At 46.5% G+C, this 25,543-nt stretch carries 15 protein-coding genes; 5 read left to right on the top strand and 10 right to left on the bottom strand.

Translation table 11 applies throughout. The features are described from left to right. Positions 1-13: 13 nt before the first annotated feature. Both treY and B5X68_RS08425 read right to left on the bottom strand, forming a co-directional pair. Complete coding sequence (gene treY / locus B5X68_RS08430; RefSeq protein WP_082214259.1) at positions 14-4,225, bottom strand: malto-oligosyltrehalose synthase; 4,212 nt, start codon at positions 4,223-4,225, stop codon at positions 14-16. Positions 4,226-4,323: 98 nt separating this feature from the next. Beyond that, positions 4,324-4,701 (bottom strand): response regulator, encoded by a 378-nt coding sequence (locus B5X68_RS08425; protein WP_082214258.1) that lies wholly within the window; start codon positions 4,699-4,701, stop codon positions 4,324-4,326. 305 nt (positions 4,702-5,006) lie between these two features. Between B5X68_RS08425 and B5X68_RS08420 the strand changes: the two genes are divergently transcribed. The 5 genes from B5X68_RS08420 (at position 5,007) to B5X68_RS08400 (ending at position 14,218) form a co-directional block, all read left to right on the top strand. Then, a complete protein-coding gene (locus tag B5X68_RS08420) occupies positions 5,007-6,992 on the top strand; it encodes an alpha-1,4-glucan--maltose-1-phosphate maltosyltransferase (protein ID WP_310588640.1) in 1,986 nt (661 codons plus the stop codon). 4 nt (positions 6,993-6,996) lie between these two features. Next, a complete protein-coding gene (gene treS / locus B5X68_RS08415) occupies positions 6,997-10,338 on the top strand; it encodes a maltose alpha-D-glucosyltransferase (RefSeq protein WP_082214257.1) in 3,342 nt (1,113 codons plus the stop codon). A gap of 10 nt (positions 10,339-10,348) precedes the next feature. Then, positions 10,349-12,280, top strand: coding sequence for a 1,4-alpha-glucan branching protein GlgB (gene glgB, locus B5X68_RS08410; RefSeq protein ID WP_082214256.1), 1,932 nt, complete (start codon positions 10,349-10,351; stop codon positions 12,278-12,280). A 29-nt stretch (positions 12,281-12,309) separates the two neighbouring features. Further along, entirely contained in the window at positions 12,310-13,107 is a 798-nt protein-coding gene (locus B5X68_RS08405; protein WP_082214255.1) for an SDR family NAD(P)-dependent oxidoreductase, read from the top strand. A gap of 343 nt (positions 13,108-13,450) precedes the next feature. Continuing rightward, on the top strand, positions 13,451-14,218 hold the full coding sequence (locus B5X68_RS08400) for a LytR/AlgR family response regulator transcription factor (protein ID WP_082214254.1): 768 nt from the start codon (positions 13,451-13,453) through the stop codon (positions 14,216-14,218). Here the strand turns inward: B5X68_RS08400 and B5X68_RS08395 are convergent. From B5X68_RS08395 to B5X68_RS08360, 8 genes are all read right to left on the bottom strand, one after another. After that, positions 14,211-14,594 carry a DUF3037 domain-containing protein gene (locus B5X68_RS08395; protein ID WP_082215272.1) on the bottom strand — a complete coding sequence of 128 codons (384 nt, stop codon included), beginning with the start codon at positions 14,592-14,594 and terminating at the stop codon, positions 14,211-14,213. The two genes, B5X68_RS08400 and B5X68_RS08395, sit on opposite strands and share 8 nt — an antisense overlap. Then, positions 14,572-15,369: a HipA family kinase gene (locus B5X68_RS08390; protein ID WP_082214253.1), complete on the bottom strand. Its 798-nt coding sequence runs from the start codon at positions 15,367-15,369 to the stop codon at positions 14,572-14,574. Before B5X68_RS08390 ends, B5X68_RS08395 begins: the two co-directional genes overlap by 23 nt. Before the next feature lie 41 nt (positions 15,370-15,410). After that, on the bottom strand, positions 15,411-17,477 hold the full coding sequence (locus tag B5X68_RS08385) for a S8 family serine peptidase (RefSeq protein ID WP_082214252.1): 2,067 nt from the start codon (positions 17,475-17,477) through the stop codon (positions 15,411-15,413). A gap of 70 nt (positions 17,478-17,547) precedes the next feature. Beyond that, the gene (locus tag B5X68_RS08380) at positions 17,548-18,021 is read right to left on the bottom strand and encodes a hypothetical protein (RefSeq protein ID WP_082214251.1); all 474 of its coding nucleotides are present in this window, start codon (positions 18,019-18,021) and stop codon (positions 17,548-17,550) included. A 29-nt stretch (positions 18,022-18,050) separates the two neighbouring features. Further along, positions 18,051-19,172, bottom strand: a complete 1,122-nt coding sequence (locus B5X68_RS28880) for an eCIS core domain-containing M35 family metalloendopeptidase (protein ID WP_082214250.1) — start codon at positions 19,170-19,172, stop codon at positions 18,051-18,053. Positions 19,173-19,182: 10 nt separating this feature from the next. After that, complete coding sequence (locus tag B5X68_RS08370; protein WP_212567988.1) at positions 19,183-20,661, bottom strand: ATP-binding protein; 1,479 nt, start codon at positions 20,659-20,661, stop codon at positions 19,183-19,185. Beyond that, complete coding sequence (locus B5X68_RS08365; protein WP_082214249.1) at positions 20,655-22,010, bottom strand: contractile injection system tape measure protein; 1,356 nt, start codon at positions 22,008-22,010, stop codon at positions 20,655-20,657. Before B5X68_RS08365 ends, B5X68_RS08370 begins: the two co-directional genes overlap by 7 nt. Before the next feature lie 3 nt (positions 22,011-22,013). Continuing rightward, on the bottom strand, positions 22,014-25,541 hold the full coding sequence (locus B5X68_RS08360; protein ID WP_082214248.1) for a contractile injection system baseplate wedge protein: 3,528 nt from the start codon (positions 25,539-25,541) through the stop codon (positions 22,014-22,016). Positions 25,542-25,543: the final 2 nt, after the last annotated feature.

Genomic DNA, 25,543 nt, shown 5'->3' with positions numbered 1-25,543 from the left:
TTTCCTGCAACGCCTAATCGCGGTTGTAGAGCGTTGTCATATTTAAAAGGAATTGCTGCGCCTCGTGCGTAACCTGCCCCGGCTTCAACCGCCACGACCAATTATTCTCGTTCGAGCCGGGAATGTTCATGATCGTCGTCTCGTCGAGGTTAAGTACATCCTGCATCGGAAGAATGGCCACTTTCGCAACGGACGAGTATGTAAGCCGTGCCATAACCTCGCAAATGTTGTCCTCATTCACCTCATAACCAACATATTTTTCGATTAAAGCTTTCATATCCTCATCCTTCGAAGTCCTGAACCAGCCTAATGTTGTATTATTGTCGTGCGTGCCTGTGTAGGCGTAAAAATTGGCGTTGAAGTTGTGCGGGATGTGATCCGATTGTGCCATGTTTTCGTTAAATGCAAACTGCAAAACCTTCATTCCGGGCAATGCAAACTTGTCCCTTAGCTTATAAACGCCGGGGCTCATTTCACCCAGGTCCTCTGCCACAAACGGAAGCCCGCCCAAGGCTGTTTCTATTTTTGTGAAAAATTCGGCATCGGGCCCCAGTTTCCATTCGCCTTTTACCGCCGTTTTTTCTCCGCCGGCAACCTCCCAGTAATCGGTAAATGCCCGGAAATGGTCCAGCCTGACAATGTCGAAGAGCTCCACATTTTTGGCTAGTCGCTGAACCCACCATTTATAATCCTGTTTTTTAAGTGCACCCCAGTTGAAAACAGGCATTCCCCAGAGCTGCCCGTCGTCTGAAAACGCATCCGGCGGAACGCCTGCTATGCCCGTTATTTTACCTTCCTCATCCACACAGAAAAACTCGGGATTAGCCCAGACGTCCGCAGAATCATAACTTACATAAAAAGGAATGTCACCCAAAAGCTTAATGTCCAGATTATTACAGTAGGTCTTCAACTCTTTCCATTGCTTATCGAAAATGTATTGCTCCCATTTGATAAACTGTAATTTCTCAGATTCAATTTGAGCTAATGCACTTTCCTGCCGCTTCCTATATTGCTCCGGCCATGTATACCAGGGCTTTCCTTCGTGTTGTTTTTTGAGGGCCATGTAAATCGCGAAGTCGTCCAGCCACTCCTGGTTTTTTTCACAAAATGCTTCAAATGCTTCATTGGCATCTGCATCATTCAGCGAAACAAATTTTTCAAATGCTTCCCTCAAAATGTCGTGTTTCAACTTTCCGGCCTGCTCATAATCCGTTTTTCCCGTTTGCGGAAGCTCATAACCGGCTAAATCATCCTCTTCCAAAAGTCCATCCTTAACCAATAGTTCAGGGCTAATCAACAGCGGGTTGCCGGCGCGGCTGGAAAGTGCGCTATAAGGAGAATTGGCTTGTGCAGCCTCAATCGGATTCAGCGGCAATATTTGCCATAATTTCTGGCTGCTTTTTGCCAAAAAGTCTGCAAAAGCAAATGCTTCCGGGCCCATATCCCCTATTCCAAAAGGCGACGCGAGCGATGTAATGTGTAGCAAAACGCCTGCCTTACGTTCATTATCAGGCTTTTTGCCCTTTAAAACTGCAATAGGAAGCCCCCTGAAAATTTCAACCGGCGTGAGCTTGCCTTCATATTCGGCTTCTTCTCCTGTTAGCATATCCGCCCAGCCGGCTTCCATATTATCGGGCAACACAATGGACGTGTCTTTCCAATCCAGGTCAAAAAACTCCTTTTCTTGCTCTTTACAGAGCATTGCGCTATGCAAAGGCACCGCTACAACAATATATTCTTTTTTGTATTTCCGCGCAAAAGCCAGGATATGCTCTTTGTAAGCACCACGGATTTTCAATGGCACATAATCGCCTTCGGAGAACAGAACAGGATTAGATTTTCGCAAATTATAAAGCTGGTGCGTGAGCCAAAGTTTGATCTGCCCGGAATTCCTCGTTTCCCAAAGCTTTTCAACCAGCCTTTCTGTATTGTAATCTTCAAATTCGCGCAGCCAGCTTTCACGTTTTTCATAGTCAAACGGCCTCCGGTTATCGGGGTCAACCAGGCTAAGGTCCCAAAGTTCGGTTCCCTGGTAAACATCGGGAACACCCGGACAAGTAAATTTCAACAGCAGCTGCGCAAGCGAGTTGACGATTCCTGCATCGCAAATAGTTTTCAAATATTCCTGAAAATTCTCAAAGAATGGCGACTCGGAATCCAGCAGGCTAAGGGCAAACTCTTCCGTGCTTTTTTCGTAAACTTCATTTGGCTCTGCCCAGGTTGTGTCGGTTTTGGCTTCCCGAAGGGCTTTTTTTAAATAATCGCCCAATCGTTCCGCGAAATCGCCTGCATCTTCACCAGGCATTGGATAAGCTCCTACCAAGGTTTGATAGATCAGATATTCGTCATTGTCCGTGGGGCCATCCGGCTTTCTTAGCGCAGCATTCAGTTTGCGCCATTCGTTTACTTTGGCAATCCATTCCTGGGGCAGATCCGTGAGCACATTTAACCGCGCCCTTACGTCTTCGCCTCTTTTTGTATCGTGCGTCGATGTCGTATTCAATGATAGCGGCCATTCTTTTTGGCGTAAGCGCATCTTGTGGTGAAAATCTTTGACCGGCATGCCAAAGCGGTCAGGGAAATCGCCCACATCGTTGTGCCCGATGAAGCGATTATACGTGTACATCAATGTATCCTCGCCTCCCTTTGCCATCAGCGGCCCTGAAAACTGCATCCAGCGCTGATAGAATTCCAATGCTTTGGCATTATATGCCTGGTCACCGCCAATGGTTTTTTCCAGAATTACCGCTTCCAAAAGCTCAATCGCGCTTTCCAGGCCACTATGGTGTGCACGAACGTCCTCAAAAACCGCTTTCACTTCTTTCGTTTCCGCTTCCGATAAAGGCATTTGATTACCATAATATCTGTAAATCGGACAGTGGATTAGAAATTCACCAATGGCTTTTCTGACATTATCCTTGCCGACGGATTCCAATTTTTCGAGATCCACTAGTTCCAGATCCGTGAAAAGCTGATACAGGTTATCCAGCTCTCCACCCATATGGTTGTTGAGAATTCCTGACTTCTTTTCCAGCAACTGCTCACGAACCGGGTCATTGTTATCTGTTAGCTCTTGGTAAAATTTTGAAAAAACTTCCTCAGCATCCGCGTTGGTGAATACGTTATTCACATCCGCCAGAAACTCATAGCCCGATGTGCCTTCAATTGGCCATTGCGCAGGCATCGATTCGCTTTTTTCTAATATTTTTTCAACAATAAGATAAGTTTCGGGTCCGGCCAGCTCACGCAGCTTTTCGAGGTAAGACGCGGGATCATAAAGTCCGTCTATATGATCTACGCGAAGTCCCTGAAAAATGCCTTCGTCCACAAGCAGCTTAATCAACTGATGATATCTATCAAAAACGGCCTCATCCTGCATGTTCAGGCAGATAAGGCCGTTCACTGTAAAAAACCTTCTGAAATTGATCTTTGAATCGGTTTCCTGCCAGAAGCAAAGGATATATTCCTGCCCTTTCACAAGCGCAGTGATTTTAGACTGATCTGCATTTATTGCTTCAATCTCCTGATCGATCCAGCCTTTGATCATTTCATTTTTCATCAATGACGAAAGCTGCAGAAGAAATTCGCTCCATCGTTGCGAAAACATTTTCGGATCTTCGGTCTCGTGGATCTCAGCAAGTTGCTGTACAAGTTGCTGTATCGTTTCGGGCGCATTTTCTTTGTCCGTGCCCAGGATGTTCATGTATGACCGGATATTCAGCGGAAAAGTCGCTCCTTCATAATTAAGGACCAACCGGTTTCCGGCATATTCCACCTTTATCTGCTGGTTATCAATCACTTCTTCCAGCGAGGCGCCCAGGAAAGGAACCATTAGTTTTCCCTGAAAGAGCTTACTGTTCCAGGCAATGTCAAAAAACGAGGCATATTCCGACTGCTGGCCTTTTTCCAGCACATCCATCAACCATTCATTTTCGGAATGAAACGCCATGTGATTGGGCACAATGTCTTGCAACCAGCCTATTTCAAGCTGTTTTAAGGTTTCGCTGAGTTTCCTGAGCTGTTCGGCCGTGCCTATTTCCGGGTTAATCACCTCAGGGCTGATGCCGTCATACCCGTGCGTGCTCCCCTTCGTGGCAGCTAAAATCGGTGAGGCATAGAGCGTACTGACCCCAAGTTTCTGTAAATATGAAACCCGTTTTTCGAGGTCTGAAAAGGAAAAGTCTTTATGGAATTGTATTCGATAAGTAGCAACTGGATTGTTCATAATGGCTGAATGTTATGCTTGCAAGCATATTAAATATTGTGCCACCTGAATAGCATCAGCAAAACAGAAACAGACTTGCATTTACGAAAAAAAGCGAATTACCTTTCCAAAAGCGATCGTAAAACCGGAATTTCCAATGGTTTGGACAGCAGTTCGATCACATAAGGGTTTGAGCGGACCTCCTCAATGTCCTCGGTGTCCACAGTGGAAGATATCATGAAAAGTTTGATGCGATTTCTCAAAGCCTCCGGCAATGTAGCGTAATGGCCGGTAAATTCGAACCCGTTGATGCCTGGCATTTGAATGTCCAGCAGGATAATGGTTTCTGGAAACCCGTCTGATTGTTCAAGTAAGAAATCCATCGCCAGCTGGGCCGAACTGAATGTTCTAACGGATTTGGCAAGGCCGCTCTTAATAAGCAGTTTTTCTTGCGTGAACAAGTCAAAAACGCTGTCGTCTATTAGAATGAACTCCATTGATCCGGCTGAGAAAATGATTGATCAGAATAATCTCAAAACACCAACTAAATCTAAAACGCGTAAGTAATATCAATTTCAATTACACAATTAGCTTGCAGTCCAGATTTCTCAAGACCGGATCTCATTCTCAAAATGTGGTGGGTAAAGGCTTTGTGAAGTGGTTGAAATTTACGCCATTAGATAGTTTAAACCAAACCGCTAAATATAAATTATTGAGAATTTAGACCCGTATTGTGCTCAATGATAAGGTTATAAATATTTTCTGCAGGCATGGTTTTGATTGTTACAGTAGCCATTCATCAATGGAAACCAAAAAAATCGGATCGATGCATATTCAGGACGGCAGAAAGCGGGTCGTGATTTCCAACGTTACTCCCCAGATTGAAGGTGGCAGATTTCCCGCTAAACGAGTAATCGGCGAGCAGCTGACTTTGACTGCGGACATTATCGGGGACGGCCACGACGTAGTAGCGGCAAGCGTAATCTACAAACACGAGTCAGACATGAATTGGGAAGAGATTCCCATGCAATATGTTATCAATGATCAGTGGCAGGCAACGTGGAAACCGGAAAAGACCGGGTTCTACGAATATCGGTTCACAGGCTGGATTGACCATTTTACGACTTGGAAGAAAGGTTTGGTAAAAAAATATGACGCTCATCAGGACATTTCGGTTGAAATACTCATTGGCGCCGAATTGCTTCTCGAAGCATCTCAACTCGCCAACAAAAAGGAAAAGCCTGTATTTACTAAATGGATAAAATCGCTGAAATCAGCCGAAAATCCTGAGATGGCCGTCAACCTGGCAGTTAGCGATGAAGTAGCAAATGCCATCGCACAAATCCGGTACACAGATCGCATTACGGTTTACGACCAAACATATAAATTGGAAGTAGAGCGTAAAAAAGCCGGTTTCAGCAGCTGGTATGAGCTTTTCCCAAGATCAGCTTCCGCATTGCCCGACAGTCACGGCACATTCAATGATGTCGCAAACCTGTTGCCGCTCGTTTCCAAGATGGGCTTTGACACCCTTTATTTTCCGCCGGTCCATCCGATCGGGGAAATGAAAAGAAAGGGCAAAAACAACTCCCTTACGCCGTCGGAATCCGATCCCGGGTCGCCCTGGGCCATTGGTAACCGGCTGGGAGGCCACAAGGCTATCCATCCCGAACTTGGTACGATCGAAGATTTCGAAAAATTGGTGGCCGAGGCTAAAAATATGGGTATTGAGATCGCTATGGACATTGCTTACCAGTGTGCACCAGATCACCCCTATGTGAAAGAACATCCACAATGGTTCAAATGGAGGCCGGACGGAACGGTGCAGTATGCCGAAAATCCACCCAAAAGATATGAAGACATCCTTCCCTTTGATTTCGAAACACAAGACTGGCAAAATCTTTGGGAAGAATTAAAAAGCGTCATTGATTTCTGGATCGGCAAAGGAGTGCGGGTTTTCAGGATCGATAATCCCCACACCAAGGCCTTTGCATTCTGGGAATGGATGATCGGCGAAGTGCGCAAGGTTAATCCTGAGGTTATATTTCTGGCAGAAGCTTTCACCCGTCCCCGCGTTATGGAGCGGTTGGCTAAAATCGGCTTCAATCAATCTTACACGTATTTCACCTGGCGAAACAGCAAATGGGAGATCGAGCAGTATATGCACGAGCTCACCAAAACAGACCAGCAGTATTATTTCCGGCCCAATTTCTGGCCCAATACACCCGATATCCTGCCACATCATCTGGTGGAAGGAGGTGAAAATGCACACATTACGCGCTTCATTCTGGCAGCAACATTGTCTTCCAATTACGGGATGTATGGCCCTGTGTATGAATACGGAGTCAACACCCCGCATCCGGGAAAAGAAGAATATACGGACAATGAAAAGTACGAAATCAAGCATTGGGACTGGAACCGTTACAGCCGCACCCGCGAAATCATTACCCGCGTGAACCGGATCCGCAAGGAAAATCCAGCACTGCAATCTACCTGGAACATTGATTTTACAGAGACCAATAACGATATGGTGATCTGCTACGTAAAGGCGGATGATGCAACCAACAACGCATTGATCATATCGGTAAACCTGGACGTCTTCAACACGCAGGGAGCCCACATTAAGGTTCCGATACACCGGTTTGGGATCCATCCCGACCAGACTTACAGGGTCAGCGACATGCTGAGCGGGGAAAAATATTACTGGCAGGGGGAATACAACTTCATTCAGCTAAACCCATATGAAATGCCTGCGCATATTTTAAAAATAGAAAAACTGAACGGATAAGAAGATGGAATATAAAAACGGAGTGATACACAAAGACTTGCATTGGTATAAAGATGCAATTATATATGAACTGCACATTAAGGCATTTAAGGATGGCAATTGTGACGGGATCGGTGATTTCAAGGGGCTCATGGAGCAGCTTGACTACTTGCAAGACCTGGGCGTAACCGCAATCTGGCTACTGCCTTTCTATCCCTCGCCATTGCGTGACGATGGTTACGATATTTCCGATTACTATTCTATCAATCCTTCATACGGGGATTTGCATGAATTTAAGGCGTTCCTGAAAGAGGCACATAAACGTGGCTTGAAGGTGATTACGGAGCTGGTTATCAACCATACTTCCGACCAGCACCCATGGTTTCAGCGGGCCAGAAAAGCGCCGAAGGGTTCAGCACACCGTAACTTTTACGTGTGGACAGATGACCCCAAGCAATTCAAAGACGCCCGGATCATATTCCAGGATTATGAAAAATCCAACTGGACCTGGGATAGTGAAGCCGAACAATATTACTGGCACCGTTTCTTCCACCATCAGCCCGATTTGAATTATGACAGTCCGCTGGTGCAGGAAGAGATTTTGAAGATCCTTAATTTCTGGTGTAAAATGGGTGTTGACGGGTTCCGTCTGGATGCCGTTCCTTACTTGTTTGAGCGCGATGGTACAAACTGCGAAAACCTTCCTGAAACGCATGAATATCTCAAAAAACTTAGAAAATTTGTCGACGAGCGCTATCCAGGAACATTGCTCCTAGCAGAAGCCAACATGTGGCCCGAAGATTCGGCTGCGTATTTTGGTGATGGTGACGAATGTCAGATGAATTATCATTTCCCGATCATGCCGCGGATGTTTATGTCGCTGCAAATGGAAGACAGATATCCGATCACCGATATTTTTGACCAGACACCAGAAATCCCAGAAAGTTGCCAATGGGGTATTTTCCTGCGTAACCACGATGAGCTGACGCTGGAAATGGTGACGGACGAAGAGCGTGATTACATGTATAAGGTGTATGTGAAAGATCCTAAGGCAAGAATTAACCTCGGGATCCGGCACAGACTGGCGCCATTGATGGAAAATAACAGGAAGAAAATCGAGTTGCTCAACTCATTGCTATTCACATTCCCGGGCACGCCCATTATTTATTATGGTGATGAAATCGGGATGGGTGACAACTTTTATCTGGGTGACCGTGACGGAGTAAGAACGCCAATGCAGTGGAATCCGGATCGGAATGCGGGATTTTCGCAGGCCAATCCACAGCGACTTTATCTCCCGCTCATCCTGGATCCGCAATATCATTACGAGTCTGTGAATGTTGAGTTGCAGGAACGCAATTCGTCCTCATTGCTTTGGTGGATGAAAAGGGCCATTGCCACCCGTAAAAAATATAAGGCGTTCAGCCGCGGCGACATCAAGTTTCTGAATTCTGAAAACTCAAAAGTGCTTGCATTTACAAGGTCTTTTAAAGACGAGACCATGCTTGTGATTGCCAATTTATCGCGCTTCCCGCAGCCCGTTGAGCTGGATTTAGATCAATATAAAGGCTATCAGCCTGTTGAGATTTATAGTAGGAATAAATTCCCGTCGGTTAAGGACAGCACGCCCTACTTCTTTACGCTGGAAGCATATGCCTGCCAATGCTTTGTGATGCAAAAAACGCATCCGGAGATTGATCAGAACGAGGAGCTTCCATTGTTGGAACTGGCCGACTGGAAGGATCTGCTGGAACCTGAGGTTTTGGAAGACCTGGAAAACAACTTCCTGCCGTCCTACCTGATGAAAATGCGCTGGTTTGGAGGAAAAGGAAAAGGTCTTGATACGGTTAAGATCATTTCACATGCATCCATTCCACTGGGCCACAATCCGCCGGGATACATTTTATTGCTGGAAGCATCATATCAAAACGATCTTCCCGAAATGTATCAGCTTCCGGTGGCTTTTGGAAAAGAACCCTTCTCCTATAAAGTGAAGGAAAACTGTCCGCAGGCTGTCATAGCAAGGATAAAAATTGATGGCGAGGAAGAAGGTGTGTTGTTTGACGCCATTTACGGGCTGGAATTACAGCAGGCCCTATTGCTCAATATGGCTGAAAACGAGAAGTTGCATGCCAAAAACAGTGAAATCCATTTCACCGGCAATGCCGAACTGACCCGGCATGTAAAGGAAACGGATAAGATCAAACCGCGCGTGCTTTCCGGCGAACAGAGTAATACTTCCATTACTTATGACGGAAAGTATTTCTTTAAGCTTTACCGCAAAGTGGACCGGGCGATCAATCCCGACATGGAAATCACACATTTCCTTACCCATGAAGCCAAGTTCAAAAATATTCCTGCCTTTGTAGGTGCCGTGGAGTGGAAGCACAAAAAAGACAGCATGGTACTGGGAATGATGCAGGAAATGGTCGTAAGCAGCACCGATGCCTGGGCCAATATGCTGGACAGACTGAACAGTTTCAACGAAAAAATTCTTTCGTCCAGCGAAATCCAGTTACCCACCGAGCTTAGGGGAACATTAGCAGATCCGGTTGGCTATGAAGACATTCCGGACGCGCTGAAAGATCTTCTGGATGTTCCTGTTGCCGAGCAAGTTGCATTACTGGGTGTTAGAACAGCGGAAATGCACTTAGCGCTTGCTTCGGGCAAAAATTCGCCGGATTTTATTCCGGAAGACTTTTCGCTCCATTACCAGCGATCTGTGTATTCTTCGCTCCAATCACTGGTCCGTGTTGCATTTCAAAGCCTGAACCGTAACATGAAAAAACTGAAACCCGAAGTGCGGCAGGAAGCGGAAGCTGTATTGCATATGAAAGAAGAGATTTTGACAGAGCTTAAAAAAGTTTACAGCCGCAAAATCGATACAGCCAAGATCCGGATTCACGGAGATTACCATTTAGGCCAGGTTTTATTCACGGGCAAGGATTTTATCATTCTCGACTTCGAGGGCGAACCGGCCCGCAGTTATAGTGAAAGAAGGTTGAAACGTTCCGCGCTCAGAGATGTAGCCGGGATGTTGCGGTCTTTCCATTATGCTGCCTATGGAAGTCTCTACCTAGATAACCAGATCCGCAAGGAGGACATTGGTAAACTTCTTCCATTTGTGGAACAATGGTATCACTATATGAGTGGATTTTTCATGAAAGCTTATCTGGAAACCATTCATGATAGTCCGATCATTCCGCAGAAAAAAGACGATCTGGAAGTCCTGTTGCAAACATTTTTGTTACAAAAGGCCATTTACGAACTGAATTACGAGGTCAATAACAGGCCTTCGTGGGTGATGGTGCCATTGAGCGGTATAAAATCGATCATGAACAAAACCGAACCCTTGGTAACAGCTTAAAATTTTGATTATGACAGATCAGCGCAGCGATGCATTGCCTATGTTTTCCGGATTCGACATTGATTTGTTCAAGTCCGGAACACATTATCATATTTATAACAAACTCGGCTCGCACATCCTGGAACAGGATGGCGTTAAGGGAACTCATTTTGCCGTCTGGGCGCCAAATGCGCAGCATGTTTCGGTAGTAGGGAACTTCAATGGCTGGAATAGAAATTCGCACCCATTGGAATGCCGGGCAGATCATTCAGGGATTTGGGAGGGCTTCTTGCCGGATATTGGCCGCGGAGAATATTACAAATATTTCATCCGCTCCAATAACGGTTATGAAGTAGAAAAAGGAGACCCGTATGCATTCCATTGGGAGACACCGCCGCATACCGCCAGCGTAGTATGGGACCTGGATTTCCAGTGGACTGACACTCAATGGCTCGAAAACCGCCAAAATACTCCACCGCTCAGCAAGCCAATATCCATCTACGAAATGCACATTGGTTCGTGGAGGCGGGTGCATGAGGAGGAAGGCCGTTTCCTGACATACCGTGAACTGGCAGCAACATTACCGGAATATTGCAATTATATGGGCTTTACGCACGTAGAATTCATGCCGATTATGGAGCATCCTTTTTATGGTTCATGGGGTTATCAGCTGACGGGTTACTTCGCTCCAAGCAGCCGTTTCGGCACGCCGCAGGACTTTATGTTTCTGATCGATGCGCTCCATAATGCTGGAATCGGTGTAATACTTGACTGGGTTCCTTCCCACTTCCCAACTGACGAACACGGACTTGGCTATTTTGATGGCACGCACCTTTACGAGCATGCAGACCCGAAAAAAGGCTTTCATCCGGACTGGAAGAGCTTTATTTTCAACTATGGTCGCAATGAGGTAAAGGCTTTTCTGATTTCCAATGCTATTTACTGGCTGGATAAATTTCACATTGATGCTTTACGGGTGGACGCCGTGGCCTCCATGCTGTATCTGGATTATTCGCGCAATGAAGGTGAATGGATCCCGAACCAATATGGCGGCAGGGAAAATTTGGAAGCATTGGATTTCCTGAGGGAATTCAATAATGCGGTGCATACTAATTTCCCCGACGTTATGACCATTGCAGAAGAATCTACTGCATGGCCCGGAGTGACCAGTCCTACCACGCATGGCGGCCTCGGGTTTGACATGAAATGGATGATGGGCTGGATGCACGACACCTTGTCTTACTTCCAAAGAGATCCCGTTTACCGCTCCCATCACCAGGGACAGCTTGCATTCAGCATTCATTATGCCTTTTCCGAGAAATTCACATTGCCGTTATCCCATGATGAAGTGGTCTATGGTAAAAATTCCATGATCAATAAAATGACCGGGGATCACTGGCAACAGTTTGCAAACCTGCGGCTTTTGTATGGTTATATGTTCGGCCATCCCGGTGCTAAGCTGCTTTTCATGGGCGCAGAATTTGCCCAACGGCATGAGTGGCGGCACGATTTTAGTCTGGATTGGGACGAAAATCTCAACCCCGCGCACAACGGGATCCAGACATTGCTCAAAGACCTGAACGCATTTTATCAGTCCCAGCCTGCGCTTTACGAAAAGAATTTTTCGCCGGAAGGCTTCGAATGGATTGATCATCAGGATAGCCTAAACAGTGTAATGAGCTGGATACGCAAAGGAAAAAATGGGGAGGATGATCTGATCTTTATCGGAAACTTTACACCGGTCGTCAGGAGCAATTACCGGATAGGTGTTTCAAAACCAGGATATTATCAGGAGATCTTTAATACAGACAATTTGAAATATGGCGGTTCTGACTTGCTTCATCCCGATGAGCAGGAAAGTTATCCCATTCCAAAACACGGCAGGATCCATTCGATTCCGCTTGTTTTACCGCCTTTGGCCATTGTGGTGTTGAAATATGTGCGGGGATTCGATTGGCTTTAATTCAATTTCATCAATAAACCTTTAAAATTATGTCAACTAATGGAAAATATGCGCTGATAACCGGCGCAACAAGTGGCATAGGCTACGAGCTCGCCTTGCTGTTTGCAAAAGATCAGTACAATCTGGTAATCGTTTCCCGTGACGAACAACAACTGGAAGTAAGGGCCCAGGAGTTCAGGCAGCATGGCGTGGAAGTGGTTACAATTGCGAAAGACTTTTTCAACAGAGAAGAAACATTGTCTGTTTATGACGAAGTAAAAAGCAAGGGAATTACCATTGATGTACTTGTAAACGATGCAGGACAGGGTGTTTATGGTTTGTTTCAAGACAATGAGCTGGATCGTGAGCTGGACATTATCGAGCTGAATATTTCAGCAGTTGTAATCCTTACCAAGCTTTTCCTAAAAGATATGGTTGCGGCCAACTCGGGAAAGATATTAAACCTGGCTTCGATTGCCAGTAAACTTCCCGGGCCATGGCAGGCTGTATATCACGGCACAAAAGCGTTTGTTTTCTCATTCAGCGAGGCACTTCGCGAAGAGCTGAAAGAAACAGAAATTACGGTAACAGCGTTACTACCGGGCGTTACCGACACGGATTTCTTTAATAAGGCCGACATGAACAGCAGTAAAGCGGTGCAGGACGAAGATGCGAAAGCCGATCCTGCTGGTGTTGCAAAAGACGGTTATGAAGCGTTGATGGCCGGAAAGGACAAAGTAATTTCCGGATTAAAAAACAAGGTTCAGATCGGCATGAGCAACATTACGCCCGATAGTATGGTCGCGCATAATATGAACGAAATGCAGAAACCCGTAGACGCCAAATAAGCTGATCGCTTTCTGAAACACAAGCCCTGTCATCCAAGCGATGGCAGGGCTTTTTGTGTCCAGCCTTTAAATAAATGTTATCAGCCTTTAAATGGTTGAGCTCATGGCTTCTCTATTTTTTCTCTTAATTATACTTCCAGAAACTAAAACGGATCAACAGGCTGCATTAACCTTTCCTTTCTCTCAGGAGTTCAGCCAGTAAGGACAATTTCTTTTCGACAAACCATAGCTCAAACGTTCAGCATTAATGTCTGCATGATGACCCCCTTCCCTCTCCATATCTGGCTAGCTGCCGGGCAATTTTTTAACTTACTACATCATCCTTTACAACATTGAAAACGTTATGATAAATGCGCTGATTATTGATGACGAAATAAAAGCCCGTCTTATCCTTGCCCATTATCTTGAAACTGCAATTACCGAACAGATCGACATTAAACACGCAGAATCTGTAAACGAGGCATTGGAAATCATGAAAAGTTACGAACCCGGGATCGTGTTTCTGGATGTTGAAATGCCCTACCGAAACGGTTTCGATTTTTTGATGGAAAGAAAAAATCCTGATTACGATATCGTTTTCACCACTGCATACAACCAATATGCGATCCAGGCGATCCGGTTCAGCGCGCTGGACTATTTGTTGAAACCGGTTGATCCGGGTGAGCTGCAATTTGCCATCGACCGGCATCTGGAAAAAGTAAGGGAAAAGATCCAGGCACCCAAGCAGGAACTGTTTGATAATCTGGTGGAAAACATCCAGAAAAAAGAAATTAAGGATTTCAGACTGGCGGTTCCTTCCAGCGAAGGCGTTTTCTTTTTTACCCTGGATGAAATCCTGCGACTCGAAGCCGACAAAAACTACACATCCATACATCTGGTGGGCAAAAGGCCATTTGTTTCCAGCAAAACATTGAAGCATTTTGATGAAATGCTGGGTGATTTCAATTTCATTCGCACACATAAATCGCACCTGGTCAATTCCCGCTATATCAAGCAGGTTGCTCATAACAATCAATATGTGCTGCTTGCGGACGGGTCACAGGTGGAAGTTTCGCGTAGGAAGAAGGAGGAAGTGCAACAGCAGCTCAATCTGCGCCAGAAAACTATTTAACCAAATGATTGAACAGTTTACTTAAACTCAGGTCCGGGTCCTGGCAAAAACCGGGATGCACTTTTGAAGACTGGACCACCGTGCTACGTGTGGCAGTGAGCCAGCGAAAGCGGGAAGCGGGCGGCAATGCAGCAATGGTGCCGCCTTCTTTTTTGCCCACACAAATCAGTTTCAGTGCATTCAGATAAGCGCCTACTTCATCCAGATCGAGACCATCCGAAAGCGCGCGTAGTTTGGGCGCATTCAGCTCGAAAACACATTCCAAAAAACGCTTGGATGGGCAAAACAAAATAACACCGACATTAACAAATTCTTCGCGCTCGACCCTGGGTACGACGCGGATGACGGCGTACTCAAATAAGTGCTGCTCTTGCATCATTCGCTCCTTTAACAAATACATCCGACACGGAGAGCCGCGACGCTAAAAATTTCACATATGCCTGCCGGTGCGCTTCGGCGGACTCAAAAGGTGCATCTCGCAAAAGCCAGTCATCCGGAATCAATGATACGATCGCTTCGATTTGCTCCAATCCCAAAATAGCCCTGAATTCTTGATCAATGACCTCAATATCAGAGGCATAGCGAAGCAAAACGTGGTCTTTTACCTGCGCAAACGGCCGTTTTGCCTGTTCTTCCCAATTGTCCCAGGAATGATGAAAATACAATGCAGCACCGTGGTCGATCAGCCATAACTCCTTATGCCACATAAGCATATTGGTGTTACGGGCCGTGCGGTCAACGTTGGTAATGAGGCTATCGAGCCAAACGATGGCGGACGCAAGCCTGGCATCAACGGCGGTAACGACGGGATCAAAAGTGATGGCGCCGGACAAATAGTGAATGGCCAGATTAAGGCCTGTACTGGCCCTGAGCAGATCCTGGATTTCTTCGTCAGGTTCTGTTCTTCCAAATGCTTCATTCAGATTGGCAAAAACAATTTCAGGCACTTTCAAACCCAGCAGGCGGGCAATTTCCCCGCCTATCAGCTCTGCAATCAGTGCTTTTGTGCCCTGACCCGCGCCGCGGAATTTCAGGACATACAAAAATTCGTCGTCCGCCTCGGCAATAGCCGGGAGCGATCCGCCTTCCCGCAAAGGGGTGACATATCGGATAACGTTTACAGTTCTGAGTTGCGGCTGATGACCATTCATGGCTTACGCTGATGATTCAAAGCCGTCAATATAGGGATTTTTCAGAAAACAAGTTCCATGCCCGGCTTCACCTGCGCGCCCGTGTAAGCGACCCTGTGAACCTGGTTTCCGGCTATGTCTTTGAGGATGATGGTGCCGCCTGTGTTTGCCAGGATGATTTTATTTGTTTTTAAATCGATGCTCATGCTCGAAACCGGTGGAATGGATCCCGTCAGGATCTGCGCGCGGTTATTTTTATCAACCAACGCCCAGCCTTCAATGGAAACAGGCACATTACTCTGATTTTCCAGCGTTACTTTCTCTTTATTATGATCATTACCGGCGGGATTAACAACTGCGGAGCGGATTTTTACAGCGGGAACAACAGGATCAGCTCCTCCCAAACGCATAGTAAGCGCCTTTTTAACTGCTTCAAATGCATCAACCCTGCCAAAACCAAACCATGGGCTCCAAGTGCCATCGGCATGTCCCGCGTTTTGAAAATCGGAAGCAAAAACGGGTGAAATATCCCAGGAAGTGTCATTATCGAAGTTTGCAGGCGGCGTTCTCGGATATGGTGTTTCGTTCAGATCTTTGGAGGCCGTGCTTTGTAAAACAGATATCACTTCAAGCGCATTCAGGTCCGGGTTAGCTGAAATAACCAGGCCGGCAATGCCGGCAGTCAACGGCGTTGCGCTGGATGTGCCCCCGAAATCCTCTGTAACAGCTGTTATACTGTCGCCCGTAGTGGTTACCACGCCTTTTCCTTCAACGGCCAGCCTGTAATAGGTGTGCACATTGTTGGTGGGGGCTGTGAGTGAAATACCGGGCCCGTAGTTGGAATAATGGCTTCGCTGCGCTGTGCTCGCTAATGCCGCAATGTGCATCACACCCGGAATGTCGACCAGATTATGCGAGAAAACCTTACTTTTTTGAACACCAACCCAAACCAGTGAACCGCCCTGAACGCGCACGCCGTGATCAAATGGAATGTCTTGTGTTCCCGAATGCTCAATAGGACAATTTTCGTTGCCCGAAGCCCATAAGAACACGATGCCTTTCCCGCGCCTGCCGCCAGTTAATGCGAGCGATTTGATCCGGTTTACAACCTGCTGGCTAAAATTCATTTCGGGAGAACTTCCCCATGAATTGGAAAAAACATCGACCTTATCTGAAATGTATTGCAGTGTGAGCATCATTTTATTGTCATCGATAAACAGCCCGCCGCCATCGGACGACTCCCATTTGATCGGTAAAAGTTTGCATCCGGGTGCGGCGCCTACGGTTAATGTGCCATCCACTTCGCCTGCAATCACACCTGCACAGGAAGTCCCGTGATTATTTCCAGGCGCATACATTCCGTTCGGATCAGCGCCGATGTCTGTTTTTTTGACCAAAATATCATTGACAAAGTATCCCCAGCCTGCAAATTTCCCCAAAGAATTGAAATCATCATGATCCAGCTTGCAACCATCATCGGCAAGGCCGATAACCACATCAGCGCTGCCGAAATTATCAAGCAACTGCCAGGCCTCCTCGCAGCGACTCGAACAACGCGGATCGAAATCGTCAGCAGCCGGCGTGTGTTTATGTAAATGCCATTGCAGGTCGAAAGATGTATCGGCGGGCAATGTCAGATATTTCGTAACACGCTGGATCAGGTCATGTTCGGCAATCTGCACGGAAGGTTCTTCTTCATTGATCTTCACGATCATTTTCACCGGGTTCATGCCCGACTGATTGGTCAGCTGAAACAGGAAATCGACATCGCTATACTGATTTTTGATCACCAGGGCATATTTCGCAATGAATGCAGACAAATGCTCCGGCGTTGGCTTGTCTTTGAATGTAACCATAATACGGTCCGTGATCAGAAACTCCTGATTGGTGTCCTGTAACTGGTAAGCGTGGTGCGTTGGCGCTAGTTCGCGGCTTTCAACCATGAGTTCATCCAGCCTTTCGGGCGACACTGTGGCGCGGAAAGCGGAGGGAGAAACCTTCTCGATCTTGTCAATTCCCAGATTAGCAATGTTATCGGCAGAAGTGCGGGCTACAAACTGATCGTCTTTTTTGTACAGGGCAACTTTTTTTCCGTTGCGATAAGTGTACAATGCATTATCATTAGGCATGGCTGTGTTTGTTTAAGAAGTGAAGTGTCACATTACAAACATCAATGTAATAATTATGCGGCTTAACTCCTCAAAAAGGAGCGATTAACCAGCATTTGATCAGGCTGAAATTCAGCTCACCAGCGTCGCTTACCGTGTAATTGTAAGCGCAGGCCTTACAGTCACCGTTGATGCAGGATTTGGCAATAGCAACGTTTGTTTCCGTTTGCCACAATGTCCGCACCGTCAATCCACCCTCCGTCGTTATATCACATTCATGCATTTTCGCACTCGATGGGGAGAGCCGGCGTGCTTTTTCGACCTTATCTGAAACACCCCTGTCGTTTAATAAATAATGTTCTGTCAGTCGTTTTGCGAAAGATTCGACGTCGTTTTCCCAGCCTTCATCGGTCGCCTTTACCTGTGTTGGAGCGGGAATCCGTTGCGCGAGATTGGTCTCCATCCGGATCTGCATGTTTTGGGGTACATTAGATAATGCATCCGTTGCTTCCAATTCTTGTGCGGAATTGCTTTTTCCGGATGCGGATATGCGGTTTGTTTTCATTGAGATCAAATGAAGTTATGGCTGTCAGCTCAATGTGCTCCTGCTGCACAAGAAAAATCTCCCACGGCCTGCCCGTCCACTCTCCTTGCAAATCCTTCCAGGCAAGTTGCGTTGGCAGATTTGGTTTGGTTACCATGGTCCATATCAAACCAAATGTGAAAAACTTCGTGCAGGATCGTTCCTGCGCGCTCGTTCGGCGAATCCCAAAAGTTCTGGCATAACACCACAAGCCTGTTACCGGGACACGCAAAAGCAAAAGTGTCACCGTCACAAGATGTGGCTGCACATCCAACCAGGTTGACATTGTTTCCGCCACGGCACATATAACGCAGATAACCACTTTCCAAAGTCGTTCTGACGCGGGCAATGCGCGTTATAGCGACCTGAATCTGCCTGCGATTTCCCGCATTATCCAGGTCCAGGCCAAGCTCTTCCCGTAAAATCAAATTGAGTGCCGGATCCGCCGGATTGCCTGCAATGGCATCATTTAAAGCGTTTTGCAATGTATCTTCCGCATTTTGTAAAATGCGAATTGCCTCGGCATCTGCATCAGCAATTGCCTGAACAACTTCGGCGCCCGTCAGGTTTGGACTAATAAGCCCGGTTGCGCGACAGGTCACATTCCTATCATTAACCAGCCTGCGAACCGAACCGCTCTGCTGCATCGTATGAGTAAGCTCATGAGCCAAAAGCCGTTTTCCCGAGTCGCTTTCCGGCGTAAATTTACCTTCATTAAAAAACACATCATTACCAACCGTAAATGCCTGTGCATTCAATTGGCGGCTCAGCTGCACAGCATTCGCGTCCGTGTGAATTTTTACGCTGGAAAAATCATTGCCAAACCGGCTTTCCATAAAACTTTTGGTTTCGCCGGTTAATGTGCTTCCGCCTCCCCGAGCCGCATTGATCTGGCTGCTAACCCTTTCGGGCACTTCAAATCCGCCTTCGTCGCCTTTCATTTGTATCAATGTCGACATCGGTTTGCGATGCGCCTGCTCTTCTTCTTTTTCACAATGCGCACATTTGCGCTGGACCATAACCGGCTCCTGCATGCGCATAACACGTTCGGCCATAGCGTCGGCTTCGTGTTCCATAGGGTCGTTTACAGCACCCACGGTCATACTTTTGGGACTTATTTCTGATGCTTTCATATCACACGGCTTAAATTGTCTTGCCTTCCTTCAAATATTCTTTGCGGATTCCCTGAATAATGTCGCTCTGACTGATAACATTGCCTCCCCTGCTCAATGCGAGCAGCGAAGCATATTGAACTACATTTACAATTGAGCCGCCCGAGAGTTCATACTGCCGTGCGATCTGCTCAAAGTTGACGTCTTCGGCAAACTGGGCTTTTGCGCTGAACGAGCTCTGCCAAAGTCGCTGCCTCTCCTTACTTTGCGGCTTGGGAAAATGTACCACAACCTGCAAGCGACGCATAAATGCCTCCTCGATATTATAGCGCATATTGGTTCCCAGAATCACCAGACTCGGGTAATCTTCGAGCCTTTGCAGCAGATAAGCGATTTCCTGGTTGGCATATTTGTCATGTGAATCCGAGATTGTCGTCCTTTTGCCAAACAATGCATCCGCCTCGTCAAAAAACAGTATCCAGTTTTTGTTTTCGGCTCTTTTGAAGACTTTTTCAAGATTCTTTTCGGTCTCGCCAATGTATTTGGAAATCACCATGGAAAGGTCAACGCGGTAAACGTCTCGTTTGAAAAGCTTTCCCAACAGGCTGGCTGTCAGCGTTTTTCCTGTCCCTGGCGGGCCGTAGAAGAGTGCTTTGTAGCCCGGTTTCAACTTTTTGGCCATCCCCCAATCGTTCATCAGCGTTTCGCGATGCTGTAACCAGATCCTGATCTCATCCAGCTGTTTTGCGGTCACCTCTTCGAGTACGAGATCTTCCCATTCCATTTGCGTTTGCAGCCGTTTGGCGGGAAAATCCATGCTGAACTGTGGCGTTCGTTGCTTGCCGGTGGTGAAAAAATCGGTGTATTCGTCGGTCAGGCAAATCTGGCCGGATGTATATGGCTCGTTGCCGGGCTGTGTGTGGATATATAATATGTTGTGTAAAAAGAAAAAATGATCGGGCTCGAAAATATGCGCAAGCCGGAAACGCCTTTCCAGATCGTTGCCAGCGGCAATGTACAATGCTGTTTCAATGGTCGGCAAAAATCCGCCGAACTGCTGTCCCTTAATCCCGCCAAATTCCGAAAAGCCACGGTTATTGATTTTATTGGGCGCAAAAAATATGTCCAGAAGCTGAGGCTGAATGTGCGGGATCAATGCCAGCATTAGCACGAGCCTTTCTTCGGTGGACATACTATAATGGCGAACGAGTTCTGCATAGGTGGCAACGCTTTGCGTCAGGTCGGGTGGCGTCGCCGAACTGGTCGTAAGCAGCTTGATGTCACCATATTGAGCTGCTTCCTGCTCGTCTGAAAACAATTTACCGAGCCAGCCTTTGTCCCGCGGCGGCTCCTGTTTTGAGTCCTTTTCTGATGGCGCAGGCGGATTCGGGAAAGTGACCGACAGCCGTTCATTAGCAACAGCTACAAACCATTGCAACTCAGTTCTGAGACATTGCGCATTCACAGCTTCAAGCGGCTCCATTTCCATATGCTTCGCGTTGTTCACCATTCTGTTTCGATCATTTTGGGATTCCATGAAAATCTGAGCACCCGAAAGCCCCACGGCGGCGGCTTATGATCGAACAGCACGTCGTAAGATTTTCGCTCGACCCGTAACAGCCATGAGCTGCCCATATCCTGCAAGATTCCGTCCCGCTCAAAGAAGCCCTCCCGGAGCCCTGAAACAGATTTTAGCACATTCCAATGCCCTATGACCGCATTCAGCAGCTCATCCGCTTCCTGTAATTCGGGTAATGTCAGCGCGCAGTCCAGCGGCACAGGCTCGTGTATGGGAACGCCGCAAAGTAATTTTTCAAGAATCAGTTCGTACTCCGGAACCACGGATTTCCCCCTTCCTATGTATCCCAAAAGTGCCACGGCCCGCAAAGCCGCTTGTTCATCTCTAAATGTTCCGCCCTCATCGGCCAACAAGTTTAGCTGCCTGAAAAGCTGCGGTAAAAAAGGAGCGATAAGCACAATTCCGGCATGCCTGATCACATATTTAGTCTGCTCTTCTGAAAGCTCTTCTTTATCTTGCGATGCACTTTCAACTTGTAAAATGGCATCGGTAAGAGCATTCATTTCTAATGAAGATCCTGAAAACTGCCTCCATTCGTTTTGTTTAGCGAACGGTAAAAATCGCTCAGAAACTGCTTGCAGGCTAGACCCAGCGTTAAGATTTTCCACTTTGTTCAAATGTGCAAAAAAAGCTAAAACCCTGAACATGTCAGTTTCGCTTTCGGCAAGCGCCTTGCCCTTATTTTGCCAAAATTCAATCCGCTTTTCAATTTCTCCCTCATGTCCATCCATTCCGAAAAGGCTTCGCAAAATGTTGATAATAATTTGATTATCAAATTGATATAACAATCTTAACAGCGAATCTTTACCCTTGAAAGCATTAAGCAACACATCTCTCATTTCCTCAGGCTTTTCCACTGATGTTGTGTATATAATGCGGTTAAAATCAATGTCTTTGTAGGATTGTGACCACCAGGGAAGCGCGCCGGTCTTTAAAAAACTAACCAGCAAGTCTTGATCTGTTGCACTATTATTACTAATTAAATGGGAAATACTTTTGGAATGTATTATTTTTTGAAGACGATCGGAAAACAATTTCTCAATGCGTTCAGGAAAGTCATCGTCAAAATTTTCTGCTTCCAATGTTTCCAGATCAAGCTCTAACTTGTCAATCCGGATCATCGCATTGACTGGACTCACTTTATCAAATGCTTTTTCCAAATGCAACATCACCCATTGCTGCCAGTAATGATTTAAAGCGTCACGCAGTCGAAATGCAGTGCTTTCGTCCGACGTTTCAATTTCAATTTGCAGGCTATTGATGACGTGCGTTTGAGACATGGCTTAATAGAAATAGCGGTTTCCATTGTTATCCTCCGACATTTCGGAGCATTCGTGATCGGGCTCGCAAGAGCCACATTCAACCAGATTGTTCAGCTCATACACGAGCGCATTCACCGGTCCATATTCCGGGTAAGGGTTATTAAGAAGCTCTTCCAGCCAGGCCTGATATTTGTCTTCAAAAGATTTCATCTGACTGATGCCCACCCACTTGATACGCGGCGCAATGTGCGCGGGAAGCTCTGTCCGGATGGTTTTTTCCACAAAGTTGCGGTAACTTTTATCGCGGAAGCGTCTCACCCAGCAAGGCAAAACGATCGTCACCCGGAACGAGTAAGGGTCTTCGTTGTGGTCGCAAGGATCTTCCTGGCAGTACAGATCGAGCTGATAACCCAGGTATCTTACCATCGCTTCAATTTCTGTCCGGGCCTCATGAATGGTTCCGTAGTAAATGCTTCTTGCCAGGACCTGGTCGTTTTCAGGATTTTTGATCTCGAAGTAATACTTAATATCCTCCCGTTTAGAACCATCCGCAATGTCGTCGGTGTAGCGCTGAATTTGATAATTGCTTATTTCTGAGCCAAATTCGCGCAAATCGGCCAGCCTGTCCTGTAACTGTTCGTAGTGCCGGAAAGAAAGCAAATCTGGGATTTTGGGCTTATTATCCAGGGCAATGGTTTTAAAAAGAATGCTGCGGTTTGCCGGTAACTTTACCTCAATTGTGACCGGTTTTCCTTTGCTGTTGTGCGATTGGATCGTTTTTTTGATCTCATTCACCCGGATTAGCTCCATCACCCAGGCCTCGTCATTGTAACATTTATCTGCCGGTAAGCGGCTGATCTTGATTTTATAATCGTGCGAATCTGTGTTTTGTCCCAAACCTTTTCCCAGATCGCATGCATCCAGACAAATGTCCAGCGTATTGACTTTGATTGCGGGCGGCACTTTGTAATCTTTCAGGTTATAATCTGCATATTCGAGCACTGTATCGAGCTTCGGACGCAGCAGCAAATGTTCCACCAGGTGCATGCCTTCATTATCATTGATTTTCCGAACCACAGCCATGATCAGCTCAATGTGCTTTCTCGCACTTTCATCGTTGCCAAATTCGTTGCTGACAGCCACTATGTCGCCATCTTTATCGCGCAGTTCTACACGGAATGAACCGCTTTGCTGATTTTTGGTTTTGCTCCGCGAAACCGATTTGACTTTTCCGTTGATATAAAAATTAACTCTCGACTCGGCCAGGCCAAGCAGCAAATTTACCGTTTCGTCGATGCAGCAATTGTCCTTAAAAATTGGCCTGGAAGATAATATCACCTGGTTATCCGCATTTGTATTCACCAGTTGAATGTAAACTTTGTCTTTCTTTTCGCCCGCTTTCGCTGGTTTTTCTTCCACAATGTCGATTACCACAATGGCATTTACGGCCAGGCTGTGCCGCGTAATGTTGGAAAAGCCCAGCAGCCTGCCGATCCGGCGCTCGGCACCGGAAATATTTTCTGTGTCCCAAACCTGATCGGGCAATGTATAGTTGAGACCTTCGCCACGGTCTTTACTAACGCGGACGTAATCCTGCAAAAGCCGGATCTTATCGCCAATGAGTTTTGTGCCAGTCTTGTCCTTCCAAACATATCTGGTCAGCGCTTCATATTCTGTAAGATCCTCGCCAAAGCGCGCCAACATATGGTCCAGAAATGCGTTGCGTCTTTTCAGGAACATGTGCTCAGGCTCCAATATATCTTGCAGGATTTTTCCAAATTCTTCAAAAAAGTGCTCAGTCGACTCATTCAGCATCGGATCGTGATCGATAATGAGTTCTTTGAGATTATTGATTTCAAAAAGCAGGTGCGCATAGTAAGTTTGGTCTACCTTTTCATCAAAGGAAAAGATATCGCGTAAATGATTGAGCTGCGCATGGTAATTGGCCAGAATTTGCTCAAAAAACAGCAGGTAACATTTCAGCTGGTAGGCCTGTGTATCGCGTTTGCTGACCGGCGTCTCAGGAAGCTCTTCATACTCGCCCACGCCGTAGCATTGCGGGAGGGAATATTGAACCGGATAATAGTTTTCCAATTCCATATATTCACCCACTGGCACAGGGAAGTCTTTTTGGTGGCCGCGCAGCTTGTAATCTTGGTCTTGCGTTTTAAGATCTTCAAAACGCCTTACCGCCCGATTTTTAGCGGGATCTTCGTTTACAAAATCGTAAGTAAAAACCTCGCGCTGTTTTAAAAATATAAATTTGGAATTCTTCAACTTCAAACGGGCGACTCTGCGCTGGCGACGCAGTTCTCTGATCCAGTCATTGAAATAAACGCTGGCATCGTCCAGGTCATTTAGCGGATTTCCTGCCGCATCGAAAGGAATGTACAAATTGGTAACAGCCACAACGCCTTCGACATCACATATCGCATTGATCAGGTCGGAAAGGCGGAAGTCACGAAAAAGATCCGATCCTTCCAGTTCTTGGGTGTCAATAAAGCCATGTTTTAAAGCGGGTCCCTCGAATATTTCCTCAACGGTGTAATGCTGCCCATTCTCCGGATTGATCTTTTCCATCATTTGATCAATGGTATAAAAGCGCACGGACGGTGTGAAGTAACGGTAAATTTCAAAACAGATCCTGGCGAAAACCTCTTCGGGATTGGCATTTTCTTTCAGTACAAAAAGGCCCATGACGGAAAAATCGTCGTAAACAACCGAATTCACTGAGATGAAATCCTCGCATAAATTCCTGTGCGTATGCAACCGCTGCACCACCTTTTCGCGGATCTGGTCACGCTGCTTTTCCTCGATTACATCTTCTTCATATTCAACCATGACATTGAGAAGGCCTTCCAATTCAAGTATCTTGGACTGGGTTGTGTAAGTGATTGCTTCCTGATAGCTGATAACCAGCTTTTGCAGCCTTGCGACTTGCCGGCGCAACTTGTCCTTGTCTTTTTTGCTGTCCGGAGCATTGATCTGATCGTTTAGTTCGGCAATTTCTTTATTCTTCTGCGCGATCATTTTATCGATCTCTTCCCTTCGCTTTTCGGCTTTGGCAAGCTCCAACGCCAGCCTTCCCAGGCACGGCTCCTTCTCTTCGCAACCGCAATCGCCTTTGCCTTCTTCATTAACGTAACTGTAATCCACAAACAGCGGGACCTCATAATCTTTACTCATTTCAACCCACGCATTGCGGACGCCTTCTATGTCAATGATAAGTTTTCGGTAATCGGTGATTGTCAGCGGACTGCTGTGCAGGATCTGGCGGGCTGTGTAAAAGATCTTTTTGAATGTGTCCGGGCCCAGATGCTCGGGAGTCAGCAAGTCCTTCATGTCGAACCCGGTGCGGTAAGACAAGTCGGTTATAGCGTAGCAAACTGCTTCCAGGATTGTGATGCCGGGATCGGAGACGTTATATTCCGTCCAGTTTGCGCTGCCCAGTTTTTCTATGTGATGGATGCCTTCTTTTCGCAATCCGTCAAAATCCTCAGCCGGGAGCAGTGGATTTGCCTTGTTCAATATCAGTTCGGCTGTATTCATGA

The organism is Dyadobacter psychrophilus (assembly GCF_900167945.1).
Classification (GTDB): domain Bacteria; phylum Bacteroidota; class Bacteroidia; order Cytophagales; family Spirosomataceae; genus Dyadobacter; species Dyadobacter psychrophilus.
This window is presented reverse-complemented; position numbering and strand designations above follow the sequence as displayed.

Coding starts and splice junctions, on each gene's coding strand:
- B5X68_RS08405 (WP_082214255.1), top strand. CDS start 12,310: ATGTCAACTAATGGAAAATATGCGCTGATAACCGGCGCAACAAGTGGC.
- B5X68_RS08360 (WP_082214248.1), bottom strand. CDS start 25,541: ATGAATACAGCCGAACTGATATTGAACAAGGCAAATCCACTGCTCCCG.
- treY (WP_082214259.1), bottom strand. CDS start 4,225: ATGAACAATCCAGTTGCTACTTATCGAATACAATTCCATAAAGACTTT.
- B5X68_RS08390 (WP_082214253.1), bottom strand. CDS start 15,369: ATGAATGGTCATCAGCCGCAACTCAGAACTGTAAACGTTATCCGATAT.
- B5X68_RS08395 (WP_082215272.1), bottom strand. CDS start 14,594: ATGCAAGAGCAGCACTTATTTGAGTACGCCGTCATCCGCGTCGTACCC.
- B5X68_RS08370 (WP_212567988.1), bottom strand. CDS start 20,661: ATGGTGAACAACGCGAAGCATATGGAAATGGAGCCGCTTGAAGCTGTG.
- B5X68_RS08365 (WP_082214249.1), bottom strand. CDS start 22,010: ATGTCTCAAACGCACGTCATCAATAGCCTGCAAATTGAAATTGAAACG.
- B5X68_RS08380 (WP_082214251.1), bottom strand. CDS start 18,021: ATGAAAACAAACCGCATATCCGCATCCGGAAAAAGCAATTCCGCACAA.
- B5X68_RS08425 (WP_082214258.1), bottom strand. CDS start 4,701: ATGGAGTTCATTCTAATAGACGACAGCGTTTTTGACTTGTTCACGCAA.
- glgB (WP_082214256.1), top strand. CDS start 10,349: ATGACAGATCAGCGCAGCGATGCATTGCCTATGTTTTCCGGATTCGAC.
- treS (WP_082214257.1), top strand. CDS start 6,997: ATGGAATATAAAAACGGAGTGATACACAAAGACTTGCATTGGTATAAA.
- B5X68_RS08400 (WP_082214254.1), top strand. CDS start 13,451: ATGATAAATGCGCTGATTATTGATGACGAAATAAAAGCCCGTCTTATC.
- B5X68_RS28880 (WP_082214250.1), bottom strand. CDS start 19,172: ATGAAAGCATCAGAAATAAGTCCCAAAAGTATGACCGTGGGTGCTGTA.
- B5X68_RS08385 (WP_082214252.1), bottom strand. CDS start 17,477: ATGCCTAATGATAATGCATTGTACACTTATCGCAACGGAAAAAAAGTT.
- B5X68_RS08420 (WP_310588640.1), top strand. CDS start 5,007: ATGGAAACCAAAAAAATCGGATCGATGCATATTCAGGACGGCAGAAAG.